Here is a 14,037-nt window from a genome sequence, read left to right as displayed (position 1 = left end):
AGTACCTCGCGGAGGTCGAGCCGGCCGGCTCCGGGGCACCGCCGCGCGCACTCCGGGGGGAGTGCGCCGCTCAGGCGCTCTGCGCGCAGACCGTCGCGACCTCCACGCCGTGCTCCGCGGCCAGGCGGTGCAGGTCCTCCAGCTCGGCCTGCTCGACCTCCGCGAGGTACTCGTCGCCGGTCTCGCGGGCCCGCGAGAGGTCCGACTGCGTGGTCCTGATGCGGTGCAGCAGCCCTGCGGTGAAAGCGTCCATGCGCCCCTCCTCATGGGTCCGGCGGCACGGGGGCGTGCCGGGGGTGAACGGATCGCGTCCTGCGTCGCTCCCGGGGGACGGAAGAGCCGTGGGCGTGCCACTGACAGGGCGTGATCGCGGGGTGTGGAGACCTCCTCCCCACCCCTCGGAACACGGAAACCTCAACTGGCCCGCGAGTCAGGTGAATTCTTGGCGGCCGCCGCGCGCGCCCCCGGCGCGCGCCCGCCTCCCCGCCGGCCGCGCACCGCCGCCTTACAGCCGGTTTACGCGCGTACGGGGCAGGATGGACACGCACAGTCAGTGTTCATCATCGCCCACCGGTCCGTGCCGGGCGGAGCGTCGAAGGAAGGAAGAACGACGTGCGCGTACTCGTCGTCGAGGACGAGCAGCTGCTCGCCGATGCGGTGGCCACCGGACTGCGCCGGGAGGCCATGGCCGTCGACGTCGTGTACGACGGCGCCGCCGCCCTGGAGCGCGTCGGGGTCAACGACTACGACGTCGTCGTCCTCGACCGCGACCTGCCCCTGGTCCACGGCGACGACGTCTGCCGCAAGATCGTCGAGCTGGGCATGCCCACCCGCATCCTGATGCTCACCGCCTCCGGCGACGTCAGCGACCGGGTCGAGGGCCTGGAGCTGGGCGCCGACGACTACCTGCCCAAGCCCTTCGCCTTCACCGAGCTCACCGCGCGCGTGCGGGCCCTCGGCCGCCGCACCTCCGTGCCGCTGCCGCCGGTCCTGGAGCGCGCCGGCATCAAGCTCGACCCCAACCGCCGCGAGGTCTTCCGGGACGGCCGGGAGGTCCAGCTCGCCCCCAAGGAGTTCGCCGTCCTGGAGGTGCTGATGCGCTCCGAGGGCGCCGTCGTCTCCGCGGAGCAGCTCCTGGAGAAGGCCTGGGACGAGAACACCGACCCGTTCACCAACGTCGTCCGGGTCACCGTCATGACCCTGCGCCGCAAGCTGGGCGAGCCGCCCGTCATCGTCACCGTCCCCGGCTCCGGCTACCGGATCTGAGCGGATGGCCGCCACTCCGGCGCCGTACCCCCAGGCGCCACCGAAACCCACCTGGGACCCCCGGGACCCGGTCAGGCCGCTGCTCCGGCCCACCATCCGGATACGGCTCACGCTGCTCTACGGCGGGATGTTCCTGATCGCCGGCATCCTGCTGCTGTCGATCATCTACCTCTTCACGGCCCAGGCCGTCACCGAGAGCGTCAGCCAGCTGCCCTTCAAGGTCGTCGAGGGCAAGGTGCAGCCCACCACCTCCTGGTGCGAGCTGCCCGTGCAGGGCACCGGGGAACAGCTCAACACGGCCGTCTCCGCCTGTCTCAAGCACCAGCAGGACCAGGCCCTGGAGGACCTGCTGCGCCGCTCGCTCTTCGCCCTGGTCGGGCTGAGCATCATCGCCTTCGCCTTCGGCTACGCCATGGCCGGCCGGGTGCTCTCGCCGCTCGGCCGGATCACCCGGACCGCCCGCCAGGTGGCCGGCTCCGACCTGTCCCGGCGGATCGAGCTGGACGGGCCGGACGACGAGCTGAAGGAGCTCGCCGACACCTTCGACGAGATGCTGGAGCGCCTGGAGCGGGCCTTCACCGCCCAGCAGCGCTTCGTCGCCAACGCCTCGCACGAGCTGCGCACCCCGCTGGCGATCAACCGCACCCTCCTGGAGGTCCACCTCTCCGACCCGGGGGCCCCGGTGGAGCTCCAGCAGCTCGGCAAGACCCTGCTCGCCACCAACGAGCGCAGCGAGCAGCTGGTCGAGGGCCTGCTGCTGCTCGCCCGCAGCGACAACCAGATCGTGGAGCGCAAACCCGTCGACCTGGCCGAGGTCGCCGAGCGGGCCGTCGACCAGGTGCACGGCGAGGCCGAGGCGAAGGGCGTGGAGATCCGCGGCGAGCGGGCCCCGGTCGTCGTCCAGGGCAACGGCGTCCTGCTGGAGCGGATCGCCCTGAACCTGCTCCAGAACGCCGTGCGGTACAACGTCCCGGAAGGGGGCTGGGTCGAGGTCACCACCGAGGTCCAGCACGGCCAGGCGGTGCTCGTGGTCGCCAACACGGGCCCGGTGGTCCCCGCCTACGAGATCGACAACCTCTTCGAGCCGTTCCGCAGGCTCCGCCAGGAGCGGACCGGCAGCGACAAGGGGGTCGGCCTCGGCCTGTCGATCGTGCGTTCGGTGGCCCGGGCGCACGGCGGGCGCATCGGCGCGGAGCCCCGCGAGGGCGGCGGACTGGTGATGCGCGTCACTCTGCCGATCTGACAGACTGCGAGGACGAAGCCCGTTCTGTTCGCTTTGAGCGGAATTCCCGGGCCCCCGTCCTGAGACGGCCATGTGTGATCGATCACAAGGGCGAGTGCCCGGAAGGTCGCGCTCCGTGACCGTGAATTCCGGGGGAAACCCCGGAAAAGTCCGGGTTTCCCGGACATCGGGCGGCGGAAAGTACACGGGGTGGCGGCCTGCGGGGCCGCCCCGCGGACCGTGTACGGTCCGCATCGCCACTCGTACCCGATCACTCGTGAGAGCGCGGGACGGGTGTCGATTGAGTAACAGACCTTGATGTGAGGCAAAATCTGCGCCTCAGGTCGGGCACAAGTCCGACCTCTCACGCGTTACGTGCGCTGAGACACCGCAACCACCCAGAGGGGGAGAGCGACATGGCAACGGATTACGACACCCCACGCAAGACCGACGACGACGTCGACTCGGACAGCCTCGAAGAGCTCAAGGCTCGTCGGAACGACAAGTCGACCTCGACCGTCGACGTCGACGAGTTCGAGGCCGCCGAGGGCCTGGAGCTCCCGGGCGCCGATCTCTCGAACGAGGAACTGGCCGTCCGGGTCCTGCCCAAGCAGGCCGACGAGTTCACCTGCATGAGCTGCTTCCTGGTGCACCACCGCAGCCAGCTGGCGCGCGAGAAGAACGGTCAGCCGATCTGCCGCGACTGCGACTGAGTCAGGCGCGGCCGTGGCAGGCGACACACCGTCCCGGAAGCGGCGTCTGAGGCTTCCCGTGAAGCCCCGGACGCACAAGGGCGGCACCGGCCCGACGGAGGGCGCCCAGGAGGCCCCCGAAGCCGAGCAGGCCGCCCCCCTGCCCTCCCCCGGCGTGGCGGACGACGAGCGGGGCCCCACGGCCTCGCTCGAAGCCGCCGCCGTCCCGGGGCGGGAGCGGGCACCGCTCCCCGCGGAGCGGGACCCCGAAGGCACCTCGGCCCCCGAGACGGCCGAGGACCGTGACGCGGGCCGTCACGGAAGGCCGGGCGCCGTCAGGCGACTGGCCAATCCGGCGCGCGCGCAGCTCGACCGGATCAAGATCGACGCCGCCCGCATCGAGGCCGTCCGGCGCGGCGTGGAAGGCGTCAAGCAGGGCGTGAAACGCGGCGGCGACGGAGCCAAGGCGGGCATCGGCTATCTGGCCGACCGCCTCATCGACCTGGCCCCGCGCGTCCCCGTCCGCGACCTCGCCACCCTGCGGAAGCACTTCCCCGGGCTCGGCCCGGAGGAGATCGCCGACAAACTGGTCTCCGGCGCGGCCAACGCGAGCTCGACCGTCGGCGCGGGCATCGGCGCCGCCGCCATGCTCCCCGTCCCGCCGGCCATGCCGGCCGAGCTGGCCGCCGAGATCACCGGCGTCGCCGCCGTCGAGCTCAAGCTGATCGCCGAGCTCCACGAGGTCTACGGACTGCGCCCGCCCGGCAACCTGGCCCAGCGCTCGGCCGCCTACCTGACCTCCTGGGCCGAGGAGCGGGGCATCGACCCCACCAAGCCCACGACGATCAACGCGGCCCTCGGCGGACAGCTCAAACGCGAACTGCGCCAGCAGATCATGAAGCGCATGGTCCGCAACCTGCCGAACCTCACCCCGTTCATGGTCGGGGCGGCCGTCGGCGCGGTCATGAACCGGCGCGACACCAAGAAGCTCGCCGGGCACATCCGCAAGGACCTCAGGGCCCGCCAGGTCCCCTGGGACCGGCTCACGGGGCTGCCGCCCCTGGAACAGCCCGAGAACCCCAAGGAACTGGGCTTCTAGACCGCCCCGGGCCGCCCGGAGCGGCCCCGGGACGGACCCCGGACGGGAAGGGCTCAGCCCTCGGCCCGTACCGCCTCCACCGCCGCCGCCAGCCCCTCCGGGTCACGGCTCGACAGGTACAGGTACGGCGTCGGGTCCGCCGGGTCCGTGACTACGACCCGCACCGCCCGCGGCACATAGCTGCGCATCAGCATGAAGGCGCGCGGATCGGCCTTGTGCGTGCGCCAGGCGCGCGCCTCCTCCTCGTCCAGCACCTCGACCGCCCCCAGCGCCGACACCGGCACCCGGGCCTCGCCCGCCACCAGCGAGCCGGCCACCACGCGGATCCGGGCCGAGCCGTACGAGGAGGCCGCCACACCGGCCGCCACGCCCGCCACGATCAGACCGCCCAGCATCGGCACCGTCCCGAGCGGCAGCGTGATCAGGCCGCCGGACAGGGCCAGCAGGCCGACGATCACCCACCAGGAACCGGGCACGGTCAGCCGCTCGTCGAAGCGCGGTGCCGCCGGGGAGGCGGAAGACCCGGGGGAGGAGGCCCCGGACGAGGAAGTCGGTGCGGAAGGCTGCATGCGTCCAAGCTTGGCACGACGCGACCCGCGCGCGGCCGCGCGGGTAAGGTCTGCGCCTGTGACTGCAACATCTGCCGCCCTGACCCCACCGGCCGACGCCGTGGCGCCGGTCCGCCACCCGGACGCGCCCGCCCCCGGCGAGTCGCTCGGCTCGCACTACGGCCACTGCTTCGGGTGCGGCGGCGGACAGCCCCACGGCCTCCACCTGGAGGCCCGCGCGGGCGACGGCGTGACCGTCACCGCCGAGTTCACCGTCACCGCGGACCACCAGGGCGCCCCCGGCCTCGCCCACGGCGGCGTGCTCGCCACCGCCCTCGACGAGACCCTCGGCTCGCTGAACTGGCTGCTCCGCGTCATCGCCGTGACCGGCCGCCTGGAGACCGACTTCCTCCGGCCCGTGCCGGTCGGCACCGTCCTCCACCTCCAGGCCGAGGTCACCGCCGTCCACGGCCGCAAGATCTACTCGACCGCCACCGGCCGGATCGGCGGCCCCGACGGGCCCGTCGCCGTCCGCGCCGACGCCATGTTCGTCGAGGTCAAGGTCGAGCACTTCATCGACAACGGTCGGCCGGAGGAGATCCGAGCCGCGATGGCCGACCCCGACCAGGTCCGGCGCGCCCGCGCCTTCGAGGTGAACCCCTGATGCGCCCTCCCGTCGACGTACTGATCCGCCGGGTGGACCCGGACGTGCCGCTCCCGGCCTACGGCCACCCCGGCGACGCCGGCGCCGACCTCGTCACCACCGAGGCCGCCGTCCTGGCCCCCGGCGAGCGCGCCGTGCTGCCCACCGGCGTGTCGATCGCCCTCCCCGACGGCTACGCCGCCTTCGTCCACCCCCGCTCCGGACTGGCCGCGCGCTGCGGAGTCGCGCTCGTGAATGCCCCGGGGACGGTGGATGCCGGGTACCGTGGAGAGATCAAGGTGATCGTGGTCAATCTCGACCCGCGCGAGAGCGTGCGGTTCGAACGGTTCGACCGGATTGCCCAACTGGTCGTCCAGCAGGTCGAGAAGGTGCGCTTCCACGAGGTGGCGGAGCTTCCCGGCTCGGCGCGGGCCGAGGGGGGCTTCGGGTCCACCGGCGGTCATGCCGCCGTGGACGGCACCACGGGTGGGAATCGATACGCTTCGGTCGTATCCGACCGGGAAGGACAGTGACGTGTTCGGACGTCGCAAGAAGAGCGGTGCCGCCGACACGGCGGGCGAGGCCGAGCAGGTCGTCGACGCCGCGGCCGGCGAGGACGCCGCGGACGCGGCGGACCAGCCGCGCAAGGTGAACCTTCCGCCGGCGCCCCGGCCCGACGGTCCCTGGGACGTCTCCGAGGTCGCCAAGCCCGAAGAGGGCCGCGTCGACCTCGGCGGCCTCTACGTGCCCGGCGTCGAGGGCATGGAGCTCCGCGTGGAGGTGGCGGGCGACGCGATCGTCGCCGCGACCGTCGTGCTGCGCGACAGCGCCGTGCAGCTCCAGGCGTTCGCGGCGCCCAAGAAGGAGGGCATCTGGGGCGAGGTCCGCGAGGAGATCGCCACCGGCATCGTCCAGCAGGGCGGCGCCATCGACGAGGTCGAGGGCCCGCTCGGCTGGGAGCTGCGCGCGCAGGTCCCCGTCCAGCTGCCCGACGGCAACCGCGGCGTGCAGATCGTGCGCTTCGTCGGCGTCGACGGCCCGCGCTGGTTCCTGCGCGGCGTCATCTCCGGCCAGGGCGCGGTCCAGCCCGAGGCCGCCGGCCTGCTGGAGCAGATCGTCCGGGACACCGTGGTCAACCGCGGCGAGGGCCCGATGGCCCCGCGCGACCCGATCGTCCTCAAGCTGCCCAACGACGCCCAGATGGTGCCGGACGGCGTGCAGCAGGAGGAGCAGGCCGGGTCCCGCTTCTCCGGCGGCATGGGCCAGCTCCAGCGCGGCCCGGAGATCTCCGAGATCCGCTGACGCGCCCCGGGACCCCGGTGGCAGACCCGGTCCGGTGGGCCGCCGTCCGTGCGCACGACGTACGGGCGGCGGCCCACCGGCCTTCTCCCGGGCGCGCGGCGACCGGCGGCCGCAGGCCCGTATCTCCCTCTCCGGCCGCGGGCCCGCACCCGCTTTCCGGCCGCCCCCCGGGGGTCCGGCCGTCCGGAGTCCGGGGCCGCCCGTCCGAAGATCGGGGTCTCCTCGGGGTTCCGGAGTCTGGTCCCGGAGGCGGCGGCCGACCATACTGGCGTGCGCAGGTGTTCGAGGAGGGGGAGCGCAGGGTGAGCGAGAACAGCACGCGGTCCGCGACGGCCGTCGCCGAGGACCCCATCGGGGGCCCGATGATCCGGGTGGAGGGCCTGCGCCGTTCGTTCGGCGAGGGCGAGGCCGCCGTCCACGCCCTCAAGGGCGTCTCCTTCGAGATCCCCCGCGGCGAGCTCGTCGCCCTCAAGGGCCGCTCCGGCTCCGGCAAGACCACCCTGCTCAACCTCGTCGGCGGGCTCGACTCCGCCGACGGCGGCCGGATCGTCATCGACGGCACCGACCTCTCCACCCTCGGCGAGGAGGGCCTCCTGGAGCTGCGGCGGGACCGGATCGGCTTCATCTTCCAGTCCTTCGGCCTGCTGCCCATCCTCTCCGCCGCCGAGAACGTCGGCGTCCCGCTGCGGCTGCGCAAGGCGGACCCCGCCGAGCGCGAGGAGCGGGTCGCCCTGCTCCTCGCCCTCGTCGGCCTCGCCGACCACGCGGGCCAGCGCCCCGGCGAGCTCTCCGGCGGCCAGCAGCAGCGCGTCGCCATCGCCCGCGCCCTCGCCAACAAGCCGGCCCTGCTCATCGCCGACGAGCCGACCGGCCAGCTCGATGCCGAGACCGGCCTCGCCGTGATGGAGCTGCTGCGGGCCGTGGTCCGCAGCGAGGGCTGCACCGCCCTCGTCGCCACCCACGACCACCAGCTCCTCGGCCTCGCCGACCGGGTCCTCGAACTCCGCGACGGCGAGATCGTCGAGGACTGACCTCCGCGGCGCATCAGGATCACGTCAATACCGCACCGGGGTGTTCCACCGGGTGCGGAATGTCCGATCGGCCGGACGTATGGTCGGTCCATGGGACGTGGCAAGCTTCGGATCTACCTCGGCGCGGCGCCCGGCGTCGGCAAGACCTACGCCATGCTCTCCGAGGCCCACCGCAGGGTGGAGCGCGGCACCGACTGCGCCGTCGCCTTCGTCGAGCATCACGGCCGGCCGCGGACCGAGGTGCTGCTGCACGGCCTGGAGCAGGTGCCCCGCCGCGAGATCGAGTACCGCGGCGGCGTCTTCACCGAGATGGACGTGGACGCCGTCCTCGCCCGCCGCCCCGCCGTCGCCCTCGTCGACGAGCTCGCCCACACCAACGTGCCCGGCTCGCGCAACCCCAAGCGCTGGCAGGACGTGGCCGAGCTCCTCGCCGCCGGCATCGACGTCGTCTCGACCGTCAACATCCAGCACCTGGAATCGCTGGGCGACGTCGTCGAGGCGATCACCGGGGTCCGGCAGCAGGAGACCGTCCCCGACGAGATCGTCCGCCGGGCCGACCAGATCGAGCTGGTCGACATGTCGCCCCAGGCGCTGCGCCGCCGCATGGCGCACGGCAACGTCTACACCCCCGACAAGGTCGACGCGGCCCTCTCCAACTACTTCCGCCCCGGCAACCTCACCGCCCTGCGCGAGCTCGCCCTGCTCTGGACCGCCGACCGGGTCGACGAGTACCTGCGCCAGTACCGCGGCGAGCACAACATCCGCTCCACCTGGCAGGCCCGCGAGCGGATCGTCGTCGGCCTCACCGGCGGACCCGAGGGCCGCACCCTGATACGGCGCGCCACCCGGCTCGCCGAGAAGGGCGCCGGCGGCGAGGTCCTCGCCGTCTACATAGCCCGCAGCGACGGCCTCACCGCCGCCTCGCCGAAGGAGCTGGCCGTCCAGCGCACCCTCGTCGAGGACCTCGGCGGCACCTTCCACCACGTCATCGGCGACGACATACCGACCGCCCTCCTGGAGTTCTCCCGCGGGGTGAACGCCACCCAGATCGTCCTCGGCTCCAGCCGCCGCCGCACCTGGCAGTACGTCCTCGGGCCCGGCGTCGGCCAGACCGTCGCCCGCGACTCCGGCCCCGACCTCGACGTCCACATCGTCACCCACGACGAGGTCGCCAAGGGCCGCGGCCTCCCGGTCACCCGCGGCACCCGCCTCGGCCGCTCCCGGATCCTCGGCGGCTGGCTCACCGGCGTCGCGGGACCGGTCCTCCTCGCCCTGCTCCTCACCCACACCGACGCCGACCTCGGGCTCGCCAACGACATGCTGCTCTTCCTGGCGCTCACCGTCGGCGCGGCCCTGCTCGGGGGCTTCCTCCCGGCGCTCGCCTCGGCGGCGGTCGGCTCGCTGCTGCTCAACTGGTTCTTCACCCCGCCGATCCACCGGATCACCATCGCCGACCCCAAGAACATCGTCGCCATCGCGGTCTTCTTCGGCGTCGCCATGGCCGTCGCCTCCGTCGTCGACCTCGCCGCCCGCCGCACCCACCAGGCCGCCCGGCTGCGCGCCGAGTCCGAGGTGCTCTCCTACCTCGCGGGCAGCGTGCTGCGCGGCGAGACCAGCCTCGACGCCCTCCTCGAACGGGTCCGCGAGACCTTCTCCATGGAGTCCGTCGCCCTGCTGGAACGGGCCGACGGCGCCGAACCCTGGACCCGGGCCGCCGGGGTCGGCCCCCACCCGGCGCTCCGGCCCGAGGAGGCCGACGTGGACATGCCGGTCGGCGACCACCTCGCCCTCGCCCTGACCGGCCGGGTGCTGCCCGCCGAGGACCGCCGGGTGCTGGGCGCCTTCGCCGCCCAGGCCGCCGTCGTCCTCGACCGGCAGCGGCTCGTCGACGAGGCCGAGGAGGCCCGCAAGCTCGCCGAGGGCAACAAGATCCGCACCTCCCTGCTCGCCGCCGTCAGCCACGACCTGCGCACCCCGCTCGCCGGCATCAAGGCCTCCGTCACCTCGCTCCGCTCCGACGACGTCGAGTGGTCCGAGGAGGACCGGGCCGAGCTCCTGGAGGGCATCGAGGCCGGCGCCGACCGCCTCGACCACCTCGTCGGCAACCTCCTCGACATGTCCCGCCTCCAGACCGGCACCGTCACCCCGCTCCTGCGGGCCGTCGACCTCGACGAGGTCGTCCCGATGGCCCTGGGCGGGGTCCCGGACGGCAGCGCCGAGGCCGACATCCCCGAGACGCTGCCCATGGTCGAGGTCGACAAGGGCCTCCTGGAGCGGGCCGTCGCCAACATCGTCGAGAACGCCGTCAAGTACAGCCCCGAGGGCGTCCCCGTCGCGGTCGCCGCCAGCGCCCTCGGCGACCGCGTCGAGCTCCGGGTGGTGGACCGCGGCCCCGGCGTCCCCGACGAGTCCAAGGACGGCATCTTCGAGCCCTTCCAGCGCTTCGGCGACGCCCCGCGCGGGTCCGGGGTCGGCCTCGGCCTCGCGGTCGCCCGCGGCTTCGTGGAGGCCATGGGCGGCACCCTCGCCGCCGAGGACACCCCCGGCGGCGGGCTCACCATGGTCCTCACCCTGCGGGCCGTGGGCGGGGGCGCCCCGCGGCGGCCGGCCGCCGGCCCGCCGGCCCACGCCGTGACCTGAGACCGCGCCCCGCCGCGCCCGCGGCCCGCCGCCGCACCCGCGCCCGGCCCCGTACCCGATCCTGTACCCGTACCTGATCCCGTACCCGCACCCCGCCCCGTCCAGCAGAAGGAAGGCCCCCGACATGACCCGGGTCCTCGTGGTCGACGACGAGCCGCAGATCGTCCGCGCCCTGGTGATCAACCTCAAGGCGCGGAAGTACGAGGTCGACTCCGCCCCCGACGGCGCCACCGCCCTCAGGCTCGCCGCCGAGCGCCACCCCGACGTCGTCGTCCTCGACCTCGGCCTGCCCGACATCGACGGCGTCGACGTCATCAAGGGGCTGCGCGGCTGGACCCGGGTCCCGATCATCGTCCTCTCCGCCCGGCAGACCTCCGACGAGAAGGTCGAGGCGCTCGACGCCGGCGCCGACGACTACGTCACCAAGCCCTTCGGCATGGACGAGCTCCTCGCCCGGCTGCGCGCCGCCGTCCGCCGCGCCGAACCCGTCGGCGGCGCCGAGGACGGCGTCGTCGTGGTCGAGACCGAGGACTTCACCGTCGACCTCGCCGCCAAGAAGGTGCACCGCGACGGCCGGGACGTCCGGCTCACCCCCACCGAGTGGCACCTCCTGGAGGTCCTGGTCCGCAACGCCGGCCGCCTGGTCAGCCAGAAGCAGCTGCTCCAGGAGGTCTGGGGACCCTCCTACGGCACCGAGACCAACTACCTCCGGGTCTACATGGCGCAGCTCCGCCGCAAGCTGGAGGCCGACCCCTCGCACCCCCGCCACTTCGTCACCGAACCGGGCATGGGCTACCGCTTCGAACACTGAGGCGGGCCTCTTCCGGCGGGAACGGCGGCCGGTACGCTTTTGGGTATGAGTGCTGCATCCCGTCCCGACAAGCCGGCCGGCCGGTTCCGCCGGATGCTCGACCGGCTCTCCTCCTCCCCGGAGGACCTGGAGTCGGAGGAGCTCCAGGAGGACACGGCGGCTTCGGGCTGCACGCGGATCTCCGACTGCTCCGACCGCCAGATAGTCAGGGTGACTGGTACCTTGCGCACGGTCACCTTGCGCCCGCGGGCCGGCGTCCCGGCCCTGGAGGCCGAGCTCTTCGACGGCACGGCACCGCTGGACGTCGTCTGGCTGGGCCGCCGCTCCATCGTGGGCATCGAGCCGGGCCGCAAGCTGATCGCCTCCGGCCGCATCTCCATGAGCCACGGCCGGCGGGTCCTCTTCAACCCCAAATACGAGCTCCGACCGCTCGGACAGGAGTAGCCGGTGACGTCCGTCGACAAGCCGACCACCGCACCGCCGACCCCGGACCAGGACGCCCGGACCGACAAGGCGGTGACCGAGGCCGCGCTCTTCGAGGCGTTCGGCGGCGTCCGGGGCATGGTCGAGACGGTCCTCCCCGGACTGCTCTTCGTCACCATCTACACGGTCAACAAGGACCTGCACGTCTCGGCGATCGCCGCGCTCGCGGTCTCCCTCGTCCTCGTCGCCGTCCGGCTCGTCCGCCGCGACACCGTCAAGCACGCCTTCAGCGGCGTCTTCGGCGTCGCCTTCGGCGTGGTCTTCGCGATGATGACCGGGAACGCCAAGGACTTCTACCTCCCCGGCATGCTCTACACGCTGGGCCTCGGCCTCGCGTACATCGTCACCACGCTCGCCGGCGTCCCGCTGATCGGCCTCATCCTCGGCCCGGTCTTCAAGGAGAACCTCTCCTGGCGGACCCGGAACCCGGGACGGAAGAAGGCCTACGCGAAGGCCAGCTGGGCCTGGGGCCTGATCCTGCTCGCCAAGTGCGCGATCCTCTTCCCGCTCTACTGGTGGGCCGACACCACCCAGCTCGGCTGGGTCCTCGTCGCACTGAAGATCCCGCCCTTCCTCCTCGCCGTCTACCTCACCTGGGTCTTCCTCGCCAAGGCGCCGCCGCCGATCGACGTCTTCGCGGAGATGGAGGCCGAGGAGAAGGCCGAGGCGGAGCGCAAGGCGGCCGCCGCCCGCACGTCCGAGGAGTGACCGCCTCCGGCCACGCCGAAGGGCCCGGGACCGTCGACGGTCCCGGGCCCTTCGGCGTACCCCTGCCTACTCCGCCGGCTCCCGGCGCACCTGGAGCAGCTCCTCCAGCTGCTCCTCGCGCGCCTGCGCCGCCACGAACAGCAGCTCGTCGCCGGCCTCCAGGGTCTCCTCGGGGCTCGGCGTCAGCACCCGCGAACCGCGGATGATCGTCACCAGCGAGGTGTCCTGCGGCCAGGCGACCTCGCCCACCTGCGTACCGGCCACCGCCGACTCCGGCGGCAGCGTCAGCTCCACCAGGTTGGCGTCGCCGTGGCTGAAGCGCAGCAGCCGGACCAGGTCGCCGACGCTCACCGCCTCCTCCACCAGGGCCGACATCAGCCGCGGGGTGGAGACGGCCACGTCCACGCCCCACGCCTCGTTGAACAGCCACTCGTTCTTCGGGTTGTTCACCCGGGCGACCACCCGCGGCACGCCGTACTCGGTCTTCGCGAGCAGCGAGACGACCAGGTTCACCTTGTCGTCACCGGTGGCCGCGATGACCACGTTGCAGCGCTGCAGCGCCGCCTCGTCCAGCGAGGTGATCTCACAGGCGTCGGCCAGCAGCCACTCCGCCTGCGGCACCCGCTCCACCGAGATGGCGGTCGGCGCCTTGTCGATGAGCAGGACCTCGTGACCGTTCTCCAGGAGCTCGCCGGCGATGGAACGGCCCACCGCGCCCGCGCCCGCAATCGCGACCCGCATCAGTGACCGCCCTCCTCGGGACCTTCGGCGAACGCCGCCTCGACCTTGGCGATCTCGTCCGTGCGCATCATCACGTGCACCAGGTCGCCTTCCTGGAGCACCGTCTGCGACGTGGGGATGATCGCCTCGCCCAGCCGGGTGAGGAAGGCGACCCGGACACCGGTCTCGTCCTGCAGCCGGCTGACCTTGTGCCCGATCCACGCGGGGGAGGTGTGCACCTCGGCGAGCTGGACGCCGCCGCTCGGATCGCTCCACAGCGGCTCCGCGCCCGAGGGCAGCAGCCGGCGCAGCATCTGGTCGGCGGTCCAGCGGACCGTCGCCACCGTCGGGATGCCCAGACGCTGGTAGACCTCGGCGCGCCGGGGGTCGTAGATCCGCGCCGCCACGTTCTCGATGCCGAACATCTCGCGGGCCACCCGGGCCGCGATGATGTTGGAGTTGTCACCGCTGCTCACCGCGGCGAAGGCACCGGCCTCCTCGATCCCCGCCTCGCGCAGGGTGTCCTGGTCGAAGCCCACGCCGGTGACGCGCCGCCCCCCGAAGCCGGAGCCCAGGCGGCGGAAAGCCGTCGGGTCCTGGTCGACGACGGCGACCGTGTGGCCCTGCTGCTCCAGGGTCTGCGCGAGAGCGGCGCCCACTCGCCCGCAGCCCATGATGACGATGTGCACGTCCCCTTACCCCGCACTCCTGATCGTCTTACTGACCTGCGAAAACACCCTGCTCACAACTTTCCTCGCCCGATCGGCCCGGGCCGCGGCGGACAACGCCCTGCCGGGTTGCCCGGTCCGAGCTTAAGCGGCAACGCCGGACGGGACCGCATCAGAGGGGCGGGCGGAAAGATTCCGTATGGA

At 73.0% G+C, this 14,037-nt stretch carries 16 protein-coding genes; 12 read left to right on the top strand and 4 right to left on the bottom strand.

The genetic code is table 11. The features are described 5' to 3' along the window. Positions 1 to 70: 70 nt before the first annotated feature. Positions 71 to 253, bottom strand: a complete 183-nt coding sequence (locus AB0E83_RS26920; RefSeq protein ID WP_362117042.1) for a hypothetical protein — start codon at positions 251 to 253, stop codon at positions 71 to 73. Positions 254 to 612: 359 nt separating this feature from the next. Here AB0E83_RS26920 and AB0E83_RS26915 point away from each other — a divergent pair, with 359 nt between their 5' ends. The 4 genes from AB0E83_RS26915 to AB0E83_RS26900 all read left to right on the top strand — a co-directional run bounded on the left by AB0E83_RS26915 (position 613) and on the right by AB0E83_RS26900 (position 4,279). Beyond that, complete coding sequence (locus AB0E83_RS26915; RefSeq protein ID WP_030496297.1) at positions 613 to 1,266, top strand: response regulator transcription factor; 654 nt, start codon at positions 613 to 615, stop codon at positions 1,264 to 1,266. 4 nt (positions 1,267 to 1,270) lie between these two features. Continuing rightward, positions 1,271 to 2,509: a HAMP domain-containing sensor histidine kinase gene (locus AB0E83_RS26910; protein WP_362117039.1), complete on the top strand. Its 1,239-nt coding sequence runs from the start codon at positions 1,271 to 1,273 to the stop codon at positions 2,507 to 2,509. Between the two features lie 395 nt (positions 2,510 to 2,904). Next, on the top strand, positions 2,905 to 3,201 hold the full coding sequence (locus tag AB0E83_RS26905) for a DUF4193 domain-containing protein (protein WP_003955561.1): 297 nt from the start codon (positions 2,905 to 2,907) through the stop codon (positions 3,199 to 3,201). Positions 3,202 to 3,214: 13 nt separating this feature from the next. After that, positions 3,215 to 4,279, top strand: a complete 1,065-nt coding sequence (locus tag AB0E83_RS26900; protein WP_362117036.1) for a hypothetical protein — start codon at positions 3,215 to 3,217, stop codon at positions 4,277 to 4,279. Between the two features lie 53 nt (positions 4,280 to 4,332). On the opposite strand, the gene AB0E83_RS26895 is transcribed toward AB0E83_RS26900, so the two are convergent. Beyond that, positions 4,333 to 4,848, bottom strand: a complete 516-nt coding sequence (locus AB0E83_RS26895) for a DUF3093 domain-containing protein (RefSeq protein ID WP_362117033.1) — start codon at positions 4,846 to 4,848, stop codon at positions 4,333 to 4,335. Positions 4,849 to 4,906: 58 nt separating this feature from the next. On the opposite strand from AB0E83_RS26895, the gene AB0E83_RS26890 reads away from it, so the two are divergent. The 8 genes from AB0E83_RS26890 (at position 4,907) to AB0E83_RS26855 (ending at position 12,445) form a co-directional block, all read left to right on the top strand. Next, entirely contained in the window at positions 4,907 to 5,491 is a 585-nt protein-coding gene (locus tag AB0E83_RS26890) for a PaaI family thioesterase (RefSeq protein WP_362117030.1), read from the top strand. Continuing rightward, the gene (gene dut / locus AB0E83_RS26885) at positions 5,491 to 6,003 is read left to right on the top strand and encodes a dUTP diphosphatase (protein ID WP_362117027.1); all 513 of its coding nucleotides are present in this window, start codon (positions 5,491 to 5,493) and stop codon (positions 6,001 to 6,003) included. Before AB0E83_RS26890 ends, dut begins: the two co-directional genes overlap by 1 nt. Before the next feature lies 1 nt (position 6,004). Continuing rightward, complete coding sequence (locus AB0E83_RS26880; RefSeq protein ID WP_362117024.1) at positions 6,005 to 6,772, top strand: DUF3710 domain-containing protein; 768 nt, start codon at positions 6,005 to 6,007, stop codon at positions 6,770 to 6,772. Positions 6,773 to 7,134: 362 nt separating this feature from the next. After that, the gene (locus AB0E83_RS26875) at positions 7,135 to 7,803 is read left to right on the top strand and encodes an ABC transporter ATP-binding protein (protein ID WP_362117045.1); all 669 of its coding nucleotides are present in this window, start codon (positions 7,135 to 7,137) and stop codon (positions 7,801 to 7,803) included. A gap of 90 nt (positions 7,804 to 7,893) precedes the next feature. After that, positions 7,894 to 10,443, top strand: coding sequence for a sensor histidine kinase KdpD (locus AB0E83_RS26870; RefSeq protein ID WP_362117021.1), 2,550 nt, complete (start codon positions 7,894 to 7,896; stop codon positions 10,441 to 10,443). 124 nt (positions 10,444 to 10,567) lie between these two features. Then, positions 10,568 to 11,254, top strand: coding sequence for a response regulator (locus tag AB0E83_RS26865; RefSeq protein ID WP_362117018.1), 687 nt, complete (start codon positions 10,568 to 10,570; stop codon positions 11,252 to 11,254). 45 nt (positions 11,255 to 11,299) lie between these two features. After that, positions 11,300 to 11,698, top strand: coding sequence for an OB-fold nucleic acid binding domain-containing protein (locus tag AB0E83_RS26860; protein WP_362117015.1), 399 nt, complete (start codon positions 11,300 to 11,302; stop codon positions 11,696 to 11,698). A 3-nt stretch (positions 11,699 to 11,701) separates the two neighbouring features. After that, positions 11,702 to 12,445, top strand: coding sequence for a DUF3159 domain-containing protein (locus tag AB0E83_RS26855; protein WP_362117012.1), 744 nt, complete (start codon positions 11,702 to 11,704; stop codon positions 12,443 to 12,445). A 66-nt stretch (positions 12,446 to 12,511) separates the two neighbouring features. Here AB0E83_RS26855 and AB0E83_RS26850 read toward each other — a convergent pair whose 3' ends face one another. Together AB0E83_RS26850 and AB0E83_RS26845 are read right to left on the bottom strand one after the other, a co-directional pair. Further along, entirely contained in the window at positions 12,512 to 13,186 is a 675-nt protein-coding gene (locus tag AB0E83_RS26850; protein ID WP_169094115.1) for a TrkA family potassium uptake protein, read from the bottom strand. Beyond that, complete coding sequence (locus AB0E83_RS26845) at positions 13,186 to 13,854, bottom strand: TrkA family potassium uptake protein (RefSeq protein ID WP_362117009.1); 669 nt, start codon at positions 13,852 to 13,854, stop codon at positions 13,186 to 13,188. Before AB0E83_RS26845 ends, AB0E83_RS26850 begins: the two co-directional genes overlap by 1 nt. Positions 13,855 to 14,037 lie beyond the last annotated feature (183 nt).

Origin of the sequence: Streptomyces sp. NPDC035033 (genome assembly GCF_040636735.1) — a bacterium.
GTDB lineage: Bacteria > Actinomycetota > Actinomycetes > Streptomycetales > Streptomycetaceae > Streptomyces.
Note: the sequence above shows the minus strand (reverse complement) of the source record. Positions and strands in the feature narration are given on the sequence as shown.

Coding starts and splice junctions, on each gene's coding strand:
- dut (WP_362117027.1), top strand. CDS start 5,491: ATGCGCCCTCCCGTCGACGTACTGATCCGCCGGGTGGACCCGGACGTG.
- AB0E83_RS26895 (WP_362117033.1), bottom strand. CDS start 4,848: ATGCAGCCTTCCGCACCGACTTCCTCGTCCGGGGCCTCCTCCCCCGGG.
- AB0E83_RS26850 (WP_169094115.1), bottom strand. CDS start 13,186: ATGCGGGTCGCGATTGCGGGCGCGGGCGCGGTGGGCCGTTCCATCGCC.
- AB0E83_RS26865 (WP_362117018.1), top strand. CDS start 10,568: ATGACCCGGGTCCTCGTGGTCGACGACGAGCCGCAGATCGTCCGCGCC.
- AB0E83_RS26860 (WP_362117015.1), top strand. CDS start 11,300: ATGAGTGCTGCATCCCGTCCCGACAAGCCGGCCGGCCGGTTCCGCCGG.
- AB0E83_RS26905 (WP_003955561.1), top strand. CDS start 2,905: ATGGCAACGGATTACGACACCCCACGCAAGACCGACGACGACGTCGAC.
- AB0E83_RS26910 (WP_362117039.1), top strand. CDS start 1,271: ATGGCCGCCACTCCGGCGCCGTACCCCCAGGCGCCACCGAAACCCACC.
- AB0E83_RS26920 (WP_362117042.1), bottom strand. CDS start 253: ATGGACGCTTTCACCGCAGGGCTGCTGCACCGCATCAGGACCACGCAG.
- AB0E83_RS26870 (WP_362117021.1), top strand. CDS start 7,894: ATGGGACGTGGCAAGCTTCGGATCTACCTCGGCGCGGCGCCCGGCGTC.
- AB0E83_RS26875 (WP_362117045.1), top strand. CDS start 7,135: ATGATCCGGGTGGAGGGCCTGCGCCGTTCGTTCGGCGAGGGCGAGGCC.